Here is a 12,875-nt window from a genome sequence, read left to right as displayed (position 1 = left end):
CCGATAGGTCGGCTGTGCTTATTGTTCGCTCGCTGCGCTCGCTCATATTTTCGTTCCGTTCAGTGTGTCCGCCGCGCTCGTCGGCAGCGGGGCGGGCGTCACCATCGTTCCGATTCCTTCTCCGGTGAACAGTTCCAACAGCACCGAATGCGGGACGCGACCGTCGATGACATGTGCGGTCGGCACCCCGCCCTGCACGGCGCGCAGGCAGGCTTCCATCTTGGGCACCATGCCCGCATCCAGACGCGGGAGCAACTCGGCCAGTTCGGCCGCGTCGATGTGCGAGGTGAGCGACGAACGGTCCGGCCAGTTGGTGTAGAGGCCCTCGACGTCGGTCAGAATCACCAGTTTTTCCGCGCCGATGCCCTCGGCGAGTGCGGCGGCGGCGGTGTCGGCATTGATGTTGTGCACCACGCCGTCGGCGTCCGGGGCGATGGTGGAGACCACCGGAATACGCCCCGCGCCGATGAGGTCGAGCACGGCGTCGGCATTCACCTCGGTGACATCGCCGACCAAACCGATATCGGTGGCCTCGCCGTCGACGTCGACGGTGCGCCGGGTCGCGGTGAACAGGCGCGCGTCCTCACCGGAGATACCGACCGCGTACGGACCGTGCGCATTGATCAGCCCGACCAGTTCCCGGCCGACCTGACCGAACAGCACCATCCGCACCACATCCATCACCTCGGGTGTGGTGACCCGGAAGCCGCCGCGGAATTCACCTTGCAGCCCGAGCTTTTTCAGCATCGCGCTGATCTGCGGTCCGCCGCCGTGCACCACCACCGGATGTACGCCGACGGTGCGCAGGAATGTCATATCGGCGGCGAAGGCCTGTTTGAGCTCCGCATCGATCATCGCGTTGCCGCCGTATTTGACGACTACGATCTTGTCGCGGAACTTCTGCAGCCACGGCAATGCGTCGGCGAGGACGTGCGCCTTGTCCAACGCCGAAAGTTCCCGCACCGCATCGCTGGTCATGGCTGCGCCTCGCTGGCGCTCAGCTCCGCCATGCCCAGCGAAGCTGGCTGTGTTGATGTTCGCTCGCTGCGCTCGCTCATGAGCTGTAGGCCGAATTCTCTTCGACATAGCCGTGCGACAGGTCGGTGGTCCGCACGGTGGCGGTGCCGTCACCGACATTCAGTTCGATCCGTACCTCGATATCGGCGCCGGACAGGTCGACCTCGCGCGCACCCGGCGCGCCGACACTGTCGACACAGACCGGATTTCCGTTGAACGACACCGAGATCCGGTTCGGATCCAGGGTGACCGGTGCGATGCCGACGGCGGCGAGCACCCGGCCCCAGTTCGGGTCGGAACCGAAGAGCGCGGTCTTGACCAGACTGTCGCGGGCGACAGCACGCGCCGCGATCAGCGCCTCGTCCTCGGAGACCGCACCGGCGACGGTGATCTGCACCCGCTTGGTCACGCCTTCGGCATCGGCCATCAGCTGGGCGGCCAGATCGTCGCAGACCGCGAGCACCGCCGCGTCGAGGTCCTCCTGCGACGGCGTGACCTCGCTCGCCCCGTTGGCGAGCAGCAGCACGGTGTCGTTGGTGGAGCAGGAGCCGTCGACATCGAGCCGGTCGAAGGTGAGCCGAGTCGCGTTGCGCAGCGCGCGATCCAGTTGTTCGGCAGTTGCGGCGGCATCGGTGGTGAGCACCACCAGCATGGTCGCCAGCGATGGGGCGAGCATGCCCGCGCCCTTGGCCATGCCGCCGACATTCCACTTGTCGCGGTGGTGGAAGGCCGCTTCCTTGGGCACGGTATCGGTGGTCATGATCGCGTATGCCGCATCGAGACCGCCGGACAGCCCGCCGCCCATTTCGTGCACGATCTCGGTGACGGCCGGAACCACCTTGTCCATCGGCAGCCGGTCGCCGATCAAACCCGTTGAGCAGACGGCGATTTCGCCCGCACCGGTTTCGGTGCCCCAATTGCTCAGCGCCTTGGCCAATTCCTCGGCGGTCTGGTGGGTGTCCTGGAATCCGCCCGGACCGGTACACGCGTTGGCCCCACCGGAATTCAGGATCACCGCACGCAGACGGCCTGCGGTGAGCACCTGCTGCGACCACAGCACCGGTGCGGCCTTCACCTGGTTGCGGGTGAACACGCCAGCGGCCGCGTATTCCGGCCCCTCGTTGAATACCAGTGCCAGATCGGGTTTTCCGCTGGCCTTAATGCCTGCGGCGATGCCCGCCGCTCGGAAGCCGAGCGGTGCGGTCACGCCCTGGCTCCGGACCAGCTTGCCTCCCGGAGTTTCGATCGTCGTCACGGTGCCACTCCTACAGTGGAAAGTCCTGCGGTCTCGTCGAATCCGACGGCCAGATTCATGGATTGGACCGCGGCGCCCGCGGTGCCCTTGGTCAGGTTGTCGATCGCGCCGATCACCACGAGCAGTCCGGCATCGGCATCCACCGCGACCTGGAGGGTCACGGCATTGGAGCCGAGCACCGAACCCGTCTGCGGCAGTGTGCCTTCCGGCAGCAGCTGCACGAATGGTTCATCGGCGTAAGCCTTTTCATAGACCGCGCGAGCCTGGTCGGCGTCGACTCGGGTCGGAGCCGTGCAGGTCGCGAGGATGCCACGCGGCATCGGCGCCAGCACCGGGGTGAACGAAACGGCGACCTCGGTGCCACCGGCGGCCCGCAGGTTCTGCGCGATCTCGGGTGTGTGCCGGTGCGCGCCCGCGATCCCGTAGGCCCGCACCGAACCCATCACCTCGGAACCGAGCAGACCGATGTCGAGTTTGCGGCCAGCGCCCGAAGTGCCGCTTACCGCAACAACATTCACCGTCGGTTCGATGATTCCGGCCGCGATCGCCGGTGCCAGCGCGAGGCTGGCGACCGTGGGGTAGCAACCGGGTACGGCGATCCGATGCGCGCCGCGCAGCCGCTCGCGCCCGCCCGGCAGCTCCGGTAGGCCGTAGGGCCAGCTGCCCGCATGGGTGGTGCCGTAGTACTTCTCCCAGGCCACCGCATCGGTCAGCCGGAAGTCGGCGCCGCAGTCGATGATCACCGTCGACTCCGGCAGCCGCTCGGCGATGGCGGCGGACTGACCGTGCGGCAGGCCGAGGAAGACGATGTCGTGGCCGGCCAGCTCGTCGAGTGTGGTCGGCGCGAGCACGCGATCGGCGAGCGGCAGCAGATGCGGCTGCAGCTCGCCCAGCGTGCTGCCCGCATTCGAGCCAGCGGTCAGCGCCCCGATGACGAGGCGCCCGTCGCGGTAGGCCGGATGACCGAGCAATAGGCGCAGCACCTCACCGCCGGCGTATCCACTGGCACCGGCCACAGCAACCCGCAACACTGGGTTACTCGACGAATCAACCATGTGATGATTATGCACGATTATGCAAGCCCATTCATGAACGGGGTCCTGCTCCACCGATCCTGGCCCACGTCACCAGGCGATTCCGGATGGCCCGGGCAGTGATACCCGGGATGGTGGCGGGTCAATCGCGTCGATGAGATTCGGCACTCGATCGATCCTGCGCGAAAACGGGCGCGGTGTCAGCCGACTGTTGCGGGATCGATACCCAGCGCCTCGCGCAGACCGATCTCACCCTTCTGGGTGAGCATGACAGCGCGGCCCGACCCAGCGCGTCGCACCCAATCCAGTGCCTGCAGCCTGCGGTACAGCTGTGCCCCCGCGGCACCGCCCAGGTGGGTCCGGCGCTCGGTCCAGTCGAGGCAGGGACGGGCAATCGGGCGGCGGGTCCGCAGTGTGTCCGCCTCGATGCCCATCGGCCCCGTCAGCCATGCCGAACCCGCCTCGGTGAGGGCGAAGCCGCCTTCGTCATCGAGCAGTTCGCGCTCGGTCATGGCAGCGGTGATCGCGACGCCGAGTCGGCCCGCGAGGTGGTCGTAGCAGGTTCTGCCACGGGCCAGGGCCGCCGCCGCGGTGGACGCGCGCAGCGTCGTGGGTTCCGGGTGCGCCGGTTCCAGATGGGCGACCATGGTCTCCAATAACTCGGCGACCTGCGGGCTCGCCAGCTGCACATAGCGGTGCCTGCCCTGACGGCGTTCGATGAGCAGACCGCCGTCGAACAGCCGGTTCAGGTGCTCGGTCGCGGTGGACGGCGCAACTCCGGCATGTCGGGCCAGCTCACCTGCCGTCCAGGCGCGACCGTCGACCAGGGCCAGGCACATATCGGCGCGGGTGCGGTCGGCCAGCAGGGTGGCCAGTCCGGCCAGTTCGGCTCCTCGGGTTTGCACAACACCATGATCGCGCCGGGATATTTCGGCGGGCACCGAAATATCCGACCGATTTCTGTCCGAGGTGTCGATTCGCCACAGGGCCGTTCGTGTAGGTAGTGAAGCCGGTAACCGACCGGCCAACGGAAGGACTCCCATGAGCAAGATCATCGCGGTCGAGCACCTCACCCTGGACGGCGTCATGCAGTCCCCTGGCGGGGCCGATGAGGACACCCGGGACGGCTTTCGGCACGGCGGCTGGGCGCATCCCCACGACGACCCCGTGCAGGCCAGGGTGATGGGCGAACATATGGCGACCCATCACGGTGCGCTGTTGCTCGGACGGCGGACCTACGAGCAGTTCTACGGCTTCTGGCCGCAGCAAACCGACAATCCGTACGCCGAGGTGTTGAACAAGACCGAGAAGTTCGTCGCGTCCCGCACGTTGACCGAACCATTGCCGTGGGAGAACTCCACGCTGCTCGGCGGTGATGTCGCCGCCGCGGTACGCGAACTGCGGCAGGATCTCGTGGTGCTCGGCAGCGGCGATCTGCTGCAAACGTTGATGCGCAACGATCTCGTCGACGAGTATCTATTGCTGATCCATCCGATCGTGGTCGGCGGTGGGCGGCGGCTGTTCGATGGCGCGGACCTCGGCGAACTGCGACTCGCCGATAGCGTCACCACGCCCACCGGTGTGGTGATCGCCACCTACCAGCGGGGATGAGGAGGAGCCGTGCAGCAGTATCTGCTCAGCATCTATCAGCCCGAAGGCAGTGCGCCGCCGGACAATCTCGACGAGATCATGCGCGATCTGTACGCGCTGAACGACGAGATGAGGGCCGCTGGCGCCTGGGTTTTCGCTGCGGGCCTGCATGCGCCGAGTACCGCGACGGTGCTGCGCGCCCAGGGCAACGATGTGCTCGTCACCGACGGTCCGTATGTCGAAAGTAAGGAGTACATCGGCGGATTCACCGTCATCCAGGCGGCTGATCTGGACGAGGCGCTCGACTGGGGCAAGAAGATGGCCGCCGTGCTCACCCTGCCGATCGAGGTGCGGCCGGTGGCCGATCACTGAAATGGTCACCGCCGCCGCGATCACTGCCGTATTCACCGAACACTACGGGCGCGCGGTCGCCAGCCTGATCCGCGTCTTCGGCGATATCACCATCGCCGAAGACGCGGTGCAGGACGCGTTCACTGCCGCCGTACAACGCTGGCCAACCGACGGACTCCCGCCGAGCCCGCCCGGCTGGATAATCACCACCGCGCGCAACCGGGCCATCGATCGCTTGCGGCGCGAAGCATCTCGCGACGACCGCCATGCCGAGGCCGCACTTCTGCACGCCGACAACGAATCCGACGATATGAGCGCCGTCCAGGACGACCGCCTCCGCCTGATCTTCACCTGCTGCCACCCGGCACTGTCGCTGAATGCCCAAGTGGCACTGACATTGCGGCTGCTCGGCGGTCTCACGACACCCGAAATCGCACACGCCTTCCTGACGTCCGAATCGACCATGGCGCAACGGCTCGTCCGCGCCAAGGGCAAGATCCGCGACGCCCGCATCCCCTACCGAGTTCCGCGCGACGCCGACCTGCCCGCCCGCCTGCGCGCGGTCTCGGCCGTCGTCTACCTCATCTTCACCGAGGGCCATACCGCCACCTCCGGTGATCGGCTGGTTCGAACCGACCTGTGCGCCGAGGCAATCCGCTTGGGGCGCTTACTCGTCGAGCTGATGCCCGACGAGCCGGAGGTACCCGGGCTGCTCGCGCTGATGCTGCTCACCGAATCGCGCCGAGCCGCCCGCACCGCACTGGACGGGTCGCTCGTGCCGCTGTCCGACCAAGACCGCAACCGTTGGGACCGCATCCTCATCGCCGAGGGACATGCCCTCGTCCGAGAGTGCTTGCGCCGCGACCAACCCGGCCCCTACCAGATCCAAGCCGCAATCAACGCTATGCACGCCGACGCCCCCGATCCGGAATCCACCGACTGGCAACAAATCCTGCAGCTCTACGACCAATTGGCCGCCATAGCACCGAGTCCAGTGGTGGCGCTGAACCGCGCCGTGGCGGTCGGTGAAGTCGAGGGTCCTGATGCGGCGCTTACCCTGCTCTCTGCAATCGATCTACCGAATCACCACCTGTACCACGCGATCCGCGCCGACCTCCTACGCCGACTCGGCCGCACCGCAGAGGCAATTCAGGCCTACGACGCCGCCATCGCCCACACGGAAAACACCGCAGAGCAGACCTTTCTGCGGCGGCGCAGGGATGAGCTCGCCTCAGCCAACTGATGCCCAGGCGTTGCTCTAGGCTCGAACGGTGCCTGATGCACTGATCGTGGGTGGGTCCGGCGTGATCGGACGCGCTATCGCATTGCGGCTGGCGGCCGCGGGCTGGCAGGTGCGAGTGACGGGACGTACCCGCCTCCCCGCCGAACTCAACACGGCCGGAGTGAGTTTCATCGCCACGGATCGCGCCGACATGCGACGAGAGTTGGCCGCCGGAGTAGATCTCCTCGTCGACTGCGCCTGCTACACCGCCGACCACGCTCGAGCCCTGGTGGAACTAGCGGCGGAAGCCGGTTCGACGGTATTGCTGTCCAGCAAGGCGGTATACATCGATGCCGCTGGCAACCACGCGAATTCGGAGGTCGAGCCTCGATTCGATGGCCCACTACACGAATCCGCACCGACGATGCCGCCTGGCGATATCGACTACAACTCCCGTGCTGGCTATGGAGCGAACAAGGTTGCCGCTGAGCAAGTCTCGCTCGACAGCGGCCTCCCCATCACTGTGCTGAGACCATCGCGCGTCCATGGAGTGGGCAACCGTCGTCCACGCGAATGGGTCTTCGTGAAGCGAATCCTCGATGGGCGCCGCTCGGTCCTGCTGCGCCGCCGAGGCGGTGGGATCGTCCACACCACCGCCGCAGCCAATATCGCGGCACTGGTCGAAACCGTCGCCCACCAGCCCGGCACTCGCGTCCTCAATATCGCGGATCCGGACACCCCCACCGCCCTCGACATTTCCCGCACGGTCGCCCGCCACCTCGCCCACGACTGGACCGAGATCCTGCTCGACGATCATCCATTGGGCAATACACCCTGGGACTCCACCCGGCCCGTCACCCTCGACACCGCCGCAGCCACCGCCCTCGGCTATCAACCAGTCGGCGACTACGCGACAACAGTTGCCGCACAGCTCGACTGGCTGACTTTCGCCGCCCGCTCAGGCGATACGTCGGGAACACCCCCCACCGACGACCCCTACTTCCGCCAGTTCTTCGACTATCCAGCAGAAGACGAGTTCCTGGCCGGGCGGTGATCGCCACCGGCCGCTCTCAGTGTTTGCGCACCACTCGCTCCCCCTGCCCGGGCTTCCAGATGGTGATGTCCAGGTGATCGTCGGTGACCTCGACGGTGGAGGCACTGGTCAGGTCCGCGGTGTAGAAGTGGTCGAATTCCTGGCCGCGGATGTCGAAGCCGGTTTCGTCGAACAGTTGCTGGGCGAAGCGGGCGTGGACTTCCTTGTCCAGGAGGTCGATGACGGTGCCGAAGAGCTTTGCGTCACCGTCGCCGACTTGGGTGTCGACGGTCGCGGTGTGCAGGCAGAAGCGCGGATCGCGGGCGAGATCCTTGAATTTGGTGGTGTTCGGCATGCCCGCGATTACCAGCATGCCCTCGAAGATCCGCGGCTCTATGGGGCTGATGCGGGGGAAGCCGTCGGAGCGCAGGGTGCCGAGCATGCACAGATTGCCGGTGGCCTGGTGTCGACGAGTGAAGACGGTGGCGATGCGTGGCGCTTCTTCGGTGAACTGGCTCCATGTGGTCATGAGATCGACGGTACGAGGCAAACTTGACACCCTCTGTCAGGTTTTATGGCTAATCTCGAATCATGCGAGCGAGTCGACTGGTGCAGCTGTTATTGCTGCTCCAGACCCGCGGCCGGACCACCGGGCCGGAGCTGGCGCGCGAGCTCGAGGTGTCGGTGCGCACGGTGTATCGCGATATCGAGGCACTGTCCGCCGCGGGCGTGCCGATCTACAGCGAACCGGGTCGGACCGGCGGCGTTCGGCTGGTCGACGGGTACCGCACCCGGTTGACCGGTCTCACCACCGAGGAAGCCGATGCGGTACTGCTCGCCGGGCAACCCGCGGCCGCTGCCGATCTCGGACTCGGCACGGTATTGGCGACCGCGCAGCTCAAAGTGCTCGCCGCACTACCACCCGAATTGCGCGGCCGGGCAACACGAATCGCGGAACGTGTCCACGTGGACGCGCCGGGCTGGTTTCATCGTCCCGACGAAACACCAACGCTCGCAGCGGTTGCCGACGCTTTGTGGCACGACAGGCGACTCGATATCCGGTATCGGCGCAAGGATCGAGCCGTCGAACGCCGCTTGGATCCACTCGGCCTCGTATTGAAAGCCGGGACTTGGTATCTCGTCGCACGGGACGGATCGGCCATCCGCTCCTATCGGGTCAGCCGGATCGCCGCGGCCGAGCAGCTCGGCGAATCATTCACGCGGCCAGACGATTTCAACCTCGCCGAGCATTGGTCGGAGTCCGCCGACGATTTCGCCCGATCGATGCTGCGAGTGCGGGCTCGCTGCCGGATCGCGGCCGCGCAGCTGCGGCTGCTCCGGCTGATGAACGAGCCCGCCGCGGTCGCCGAGGCGATGGCATCGGCCACCGAACCGGACGCCGAGGGCTGGGTCGAAGTAACCATTCCCTCGGAGTCCTACGAGGTGCTGGCGGGTGCGATCCTGCCGCTCGGCGAATTCTGCGAGGTTCTCGACCCGCCGGAATTCCGCGACCGGCTCGCTGCGACGGCCTTCGCCATGGCCGAACGCTACCGGGGCCCGCACGCTCCCTGACCTTGCGTAAGCCGCACGGTCGCCACCACGCTCAGCGCAGCGAGCGGAAGAACGCGCGCACGTCGTCGGTCAGCAGGTCCGGTGCTTCCATCGCGGCGAAGTGACCGCCCCGGTCGTACTCCGTCCAGCGCACGATGTTGTGCTGCTGCTCCGCAAGCACGCGAATGGAATTGTCACCGGCGAATACCGCGGCCGCAGTCGGCACGCCGGAATTCCGCGCGGGCATCCCCCACGAGTCCCCCTCCCCGTACAGCCGGATCGAGGAGACGAAGGTCCTGGTGAACCAATAGAGGCTGACATTCGTCAGCAGCGCGTCGCGATCCACCGCCTCGTCGGGCAACTCGAGCGCGGGATTGGTCCAGCGCTGAAAGAGATCCACGATCCAAGTCAGCAAACCGGCGGGTGAATCGTGCATGCCGATCGCCAGGGTTTGCGGACGCCCCGCCTGCACCATCGCATAGCCGAAACGGGTGTAGCTCTCGCTACCGGTGAGCTTGTCCAGCTTCGCCCGATCCTGCGGGCTGTACTCCGGTTCCGTACCGTCAGCGCTCCACGACGGCAGCGTGATCGGCCCGTTCACATGGATCCCGAGCACATGGTCGGTGGCGATCCGTCCCAGTTCGGTCGAGACGAAGAAGCCCGCGTCGCCGCCCTGCGCCCCGTACCGGTCGTAGCCGAGCCGGGCCATCAACTTCGCCACCACCTGCGCGAATTGCTCGGTCGAACCGTCCCCGGCTTTCGGTCCGGGCTCCGAGAAGGCGAATCCGGGCAATGACGGGATCACCAGATGGAATGCATCGGCCGGATCACCGCCGTGGGCTCGCGGATCGCTCAAAGGTCCGATCACATCGAGGAATTCGATGAACGAGCCGGGCCAGCCGTGGCTCAGTACCAGCGGCACGGCGCCGGGTTCGGGCGAGCGGACGTGCAGGAAGTGCAGCCGCTGCCCGTCGATATCGGTGACGAACTGCGGCAGCTCGTTCAGCCGCGCTTCGACTGCGCGCCAATCGTATTCGGACCGCCAGTAATCGGCGAGGCCCTTCATATACGAGATCGACGCGCCCTTATCCCAACCGCCGCCCGGGATTTCATCCGGCCACAAGGTATTCGCCAGCCGGGCGTGCAGATCGTCGATCTGGGCCTGCGGGATATCGATGCGGAAGGGGCGGATGTCCTGTTCGGGGTTCATGACAGCGACGGTATTACTCCCTTAGGACAGGATCGTTCCTAAGCATCTGACATTCTGGATTCCGTGTTGGAAACCTCGGCGCGCCTGCTCAAACTGCTCGCCCTGCTGCAGACCCACCGCGACTGGACCGGAACCGAACTCGCCGAACGACTCGGCGTCACCGGCCGCACGGTCCGACGCGATGTGGATCGGCTGCGTGAACTCGGCTACCCAGTGCACGCCACACAGGGCACCGCAGGCTATCGACTCGGCGCCGGGGCCGCGCTTCCGCCGCTGCTGCTCGACGACGAGGAGGCCGTTGCGGTGGCGGTCGGGCTGCGCAGCGCCTCCGACGGCACCGTCGCGGGCATCGAGGAGGCATCGCTGCGCGCGCTCACCAAACTCGAGCAGGTGCTGCCGCCGCGGCTGCGCCACCGCGTCCGCACGCTGCGTGGCGCGACGGTCCGCGTCGGGACACCGGACGCAACGGTGGAACCGGACACCTTGATGGCCGTCGCCGAGGCCTGTCAACGGCACGAGCGCTTGCGCTTCGACTATCGCGCACACAGCGGTGCCACCACCCGCCGTGCGGTGGAGCCGCACAGCCTGGTGCACTTCAGCAGGCGCTGGTACCTCGTGGCCTGGGATGTCGATCGCGATGATTGGCGCACCTTCCGGGCCGACCGCATCTCGCCACGAACCCCGACCGGCCCGCGCTTCACTCCGCGCGAACTCCCGGAAGGCGATGTCGCGGACCATCTTTCGCTGCGACTGTCCGCGCGGGCGTGGCCGCATCAAGCAATTGCCCTGCTGCACGAATCCGCCGAGGACGCCGCGGCGAATGTCTGGCCCGGCATGGGCGTCATCGAGGCAGTCGACGACCACAGCTGCCAACTGCACGTCGGCGCGGACACGCCGGAGGCGCTGGTCTGGATGATCACCTCGGTCGATATCGACTTCACGCTGCTCAGCGGCCCACCCGAACTCGTCGCGGCCATTCGTGCCCAAGCCGACCGCTGCGCCGCCGCACTACAGAACTTCGACTGCACGAATTGACCAGCCCGGCACCGGGATCCGACGCCGGGCTGGACGAGTTCAGCCGACAATCGCGAACAGCACCGCCGCCACAGCGAAGCTGACCACCGAGAGCACGGTTTCTAGCACCGTCCAGGTCTGCAGTGTCTGCTTCACCGTCAGGTTGAAGTACTTCGAGATGATCCAGAAGCCACCGTCGTTCACATGGCTGAGGATGATCGAGCCCGCCGCGATCGCCATGGCGATGAGTGCGATGGCCATCTGCGAGTAGCCGTGCCCGGTGACCAGCGGCGCGACAATGCCGCCGGTGGTCACGATGGCGACGGTTGCCGAGCCCTGTGCGATGCGCAGACCGCAGCTGATGATGTACGCGAGCACGATCACCGGCAGACCGGCGGCCGACATGGTATCGGCGAGTGCGGTGCCGATACCGGTGGCGGAGATGACCTTTCCGAAGAACGCACCCGCACCGACCACCAGCAAGAGCATGCCGACCGGCTTCAGCGATTCCGCGGTGAGCGTACTGAGCTCCTGCACGCTGGAACCGCGCCGCACACCGAGCAGATAGAACGCGACGAGCACCGCGATCAGCAGCGCCACCGCGGGTGTGCCGAGGAAGGTGAGCACCTGCAGCAGCCCCGAATCCTTGTCCAGCCATTGGCTGCCGAAGGTCGCACCGAGTATGAGCACCAGCGGAATCGCGATAATGCCGCCGATGAGCCCGACCGCTGGCGGGCGGGTCTCGGTGCGTACGGCCTCCGGATCCGTTGCGGTGCCCGGACCTTCGCCCTTCGCTGCGGACTCGGCCTCCGGCCGCACCAAGAACTCGGCAGGCACCTCGACCTGTACCCGCTTGCCGATGTAGGTGCCCCACACAATGCCCGCGGCGATGAAACCCGGTAAACCACAGACGAATCCCATGATGATCAGCCATCCCAGGCTCACCCCGAGCAATCCACCCAGTGCCACGGGGCCCGGATGCGGCGGCAGAAACGCGTGGGTCATCGACAGACCGGCCAACATCGGCATGGCGTACAGCACCAGCGATCGCCCACCGCGCTTGGCGGCCACATAGATCAGCGGTGCGAGCACGAAGATGCCGATATCGAAGAAGACCGGGATGCCGAAGATGAGCCCGAGCAGACCCATGGCGACCGGTGCGCCCTTCTCACCGAAGATGCTCAGCAGCTTGCCGGTCAGAACATCCGCACCACCGGAGCGTTCGAGGATCGCACCGAGCACCGTGCCGAGGCCGATGATGACCGCGATATGCCCGAGAATGCCGCCGAAACCGGTCTCCAGCAGCGAATCACCGGGCTTGATCGCCGTACCGACGATCTTCGACACCGGCAGTCCGGCGGCGAGCGCCAGCCCGAGTCCGGTGAGCAGCAGCGCGATGAACGGCTCCAGCTTGACCTTGATAATGGCGAACAGCAGTACGGCAATCGCGAGACCGCACAGCACCAGCAATCCGGGGGTGGTGGTGCGCAGCCAGTCGACAGTGGCGTTCATGCCTGCGCCTCGCTAGCGCTCGGCGCAGGCATACGCCACTCGGCGCTGTGTTGGATGGCTCGCTCGCTTCGCTCGCTCACTGTGGG

13 protein-coding genes are annotated in these 12,875 nt (G+C 66.5%); 6 read left to right on the top strand and 7 right to left on the bottom strand.

Translation table 11 applies throughout. The annotated features are described in order from the left end of the window. Window positions 1–42 precede the first annotated feature (42 nt). The 4 genes from argB to NP3_RS32605 form a co-directional block, all read right to left on the bottom strand. Window positions 43–978 carry an acetylglutamate kinase gene (gene argB / locus NP3_RS32620; RefSeq protein ID WP_063045586.1) on the bottom strand — a complete coding sequence of 312 codons (936 nt, stop codon included), beginning with the start codon at window positions 976–978 and terminating at the stop codon, window positions 43–45. Between the two features lie 76 nt (window positions 979–1,054). Next, window positions 1,055–2,272 (bottom strand): bifunctional glutamate N-acetyltransferase/amino-acid acetyltransferase ArgJ, encoded by a 1,218-nt coding sequence (gene argJ, locus NP3_RS32615; protein ID WP_063045585.1) that lies wholly within the window; start codon window positions 2,270–2,272, stop codon window positions 1,055–1,057. Then, complete coding sequence (argC, locus tag NP3_RS32610) at window positions 2,269–3,327, bottom strand: N-acetyl-gamma-glutamyl-phosphate reductase (protein WP_063045584.1); 1,059 nt, start codon at window positions 3,325–3,327, stop codon at window positions 2,269–2,271. Before argC ends, argJ begins: the two co-directional genes overlap by 4 nt. 179 nt (window positions 3,328–3,506) lie before the next feature. After that, window positions 3,507–4,211 (bottom strand): ArsR/SmtB family transcription factor, encoded by a 705-nt coding sequence (locus NP3_RS32605; RefSeq protein ID WP_063045588.1) that lies wholly within the window; start codon window positions 4,209–4,211, stop codon window positions 3,507–3,509. 136 nt (window positions 4,212–4,347) lie between these two features. Here NP3_RS32605 and NP3_RS32600 point away from each other — a divergent pair, with 136 nt between their 5' ends. From NP3_RS32600 to NP3_RS32585, 4 genes are read left to right on the top strand one after another with little or no spacing between them, the layout of a single operon-like run. Further along, window positions 4,348–4,917 carry a dihydrofolate reductase family protein gene (locus NP3_RS32600; protein ID WP_063045583.1) on the top strand — a complete coding sequence of 190 codons (570 nt, stop codon included), beginning with the start codon at window positions 4,348–4,350 and terminating at the stop codon, window positions 4,915–4,917. A 9-nt stretch (window positions 4,918–4,926) separates the two neighbouring features. Continuing rightward, complete coding sequence (locus tag NP3_RS32595; RefSeq protein ID WP_063045582.1) at window positions 4,927–5,268, top strand: YciI family protein; 342 nt, start codon at window positions 4,927–4,929, stop codon at window positions 5,266–5,268. 1 nt (window position 5,269) lies between these two features. After that, entirely contained in the window at window positions 5,270–6,490 is a 1,221-nt protein-coding gene (locus tag NP3_RS32590; RefSeq protein ID WP_063045581.1) for an RNA polymerase sigma factor, read from the top strand. 28 nt (window positions 6,491–6,518) lie between these two features. Further along, window positions 6,519–7,523, top strand: coding sequence for an NAD-dependent epimerase/dehydratase family protein (locus NP3_RS32585; RefSeq protein ID WP_063045580.1), 1,005 nt, complete (start codon window positions 6,519–6,521; stop codon window positions 7,521–7,523). A 16-nt stretch (window positions 7,524–7,539) separates the two neighbouring features. Here the strand turns inward: NP3_RS32585 and NP3_RS32580 are convergent, their stop codons facing one another. Beyond that, window positions 7,540–8,031 carry a pyridoxamine 5'-phosphate oxidase family protein gene (locus tag NP3_RS32580; protein WP_063045579.1) on the bottom strand — a complete coding sequence of 164 codons (492 nt, stop codon included), beginning with the start codon at window positions 8,029–8,031 and terminating at the stop codon, window positions 7,540–7,542. Window positions 8,032–8,093: 62 nt separating this feature from the next. Between NP3_RS32580 and NP3_RS32575 the strand changes: the two genes are divergently transcribed. Then, window positions 8,094–9,074, top strand: a complete 981-nt coding sequence (locus NP3_RS32575; RefSeq protein ID WP_063045578.1) for a helix-turn-helix transcriptional regulator — start codon at window positions 8,094–8,096, stop codon at window positions 9,072–9,074. Between the two features lie 31 nt (window positions 9,075–9,105). Here NP3_RS32575 and NP3_RS32570 read toward each other — a convergent pair whose 3' ends face one another. Next, window positions 9,106–10,263, bottom strand: a complete 1,158-nt coding sequence (locus NP3_RS32570) for an epoxide hydrolase family protein (RefSeq protein ID WP_063045577.1) — start codon at window positions 10,261–10,263, stop codon at window positions 9,106–9,108. A 63-nt stretch (window positions 10,264–10,326) separates the two neighbouring features. Here NP3_RS32570 and NP3_RS32565 point away from each other — a divergent pair, with 63 nt between their 5' ends. After that, window positions 10,327–11,298: a helix-turn-helix transcriptional regulator gene (locus tag NP3_RS32565; RefSeq protein ID WP_063045576.1), complete on the top strand. Its 972-nt coding sequence runs from the start codon at window positions 10,327–10,329 to the stop codon at window positions 11,296–11,298. 39 nt (window positions 11,299–11,337) lie between these two features. Here the strand turns inward: NP3_RS32565 and NP3_RS32560 are convergent, their stop codons facing one another. Further along, complete coding sequence (locus tag NP3_RS32560) at window positions 11,338–12,789, bottom strand: GntP family permease (RefSeq protein WP_063045575.1); 1,452 nt, start codon at window positions 12,787–12,789, stop codon at window positions 11,338–11,340. Window positions 12,790–12,875: the final 86 nt, after the last annotated feature.

Origin of the sequence: Nocardia pseudovaccinii NBRC 100343 (genome assembly GCF_001613225.1) — a bacterium.
GTDB lineage: Bacteria > Actinomycetota > Actinomycetes > Mycobacteriales > Mycobacteriaceae > Nocardia > Nocardia pseudovaccinii.
Note: the sequence above shows the minus strand (reverse complement) of the source record. Positions and strands in the feature narration are given on the sequence as shown.

Coding starts and splice junctions, on each gene's coding strand:
- argC (WP_063045584.1), bottom strand. CDS start 3,327: ATGGTTGATTCGTCGAGTAACCCAGTGTTGCGGGTTGCTGTGGCCGGT.
- NP3_RS32570 (WP_063045577.1), bottom strand. CDS start 10,263: ATGAACCCCGAACAGGACATCCGCCCCTTCCGCATCGATATCCCGCAG.
- NP3_RS32600 (WP_063045583.1), top strand. CDS start 4,348: ATGAGCAAGATCATCGCGGTCGAGCACCTCACCCTGGACGGCGTCATG.
- NP3_RS32575 (WP_063045578.1), top strand. CDS start 8,094: ATGCGAGCGAGTCGACTGGTGCAGCTGTTATTGCTGCTCCAGACCCGC.
- NP3_RS32580 (WP_063045579.1), bottom strand. CDS start 8,031: ATGACCACATGGAGCCAGTTCACCGAAGAAGCGCCACGCATCGCCACC.
- NP3_RS32590 (WP_063045581.1), top strand. CDS start 5,270: ATGGTCACCGCCGCCGCGATCACTGCCGTATTCACCGAACACTACGGG.
- argB (WP_063045586.1), bottom strand. CDS start 978: ATGACCAGCGATGCGGTGCGGGAACTTTCGGCGTTGGACAAGGCGCAC.
- NP3_RS32560 (WP_063045575.1), bottom strand. CDS start 12,789: ATGAACGCCACTGTCGACTGGCTGCGCACCACCACCCCCGGATTGCTG.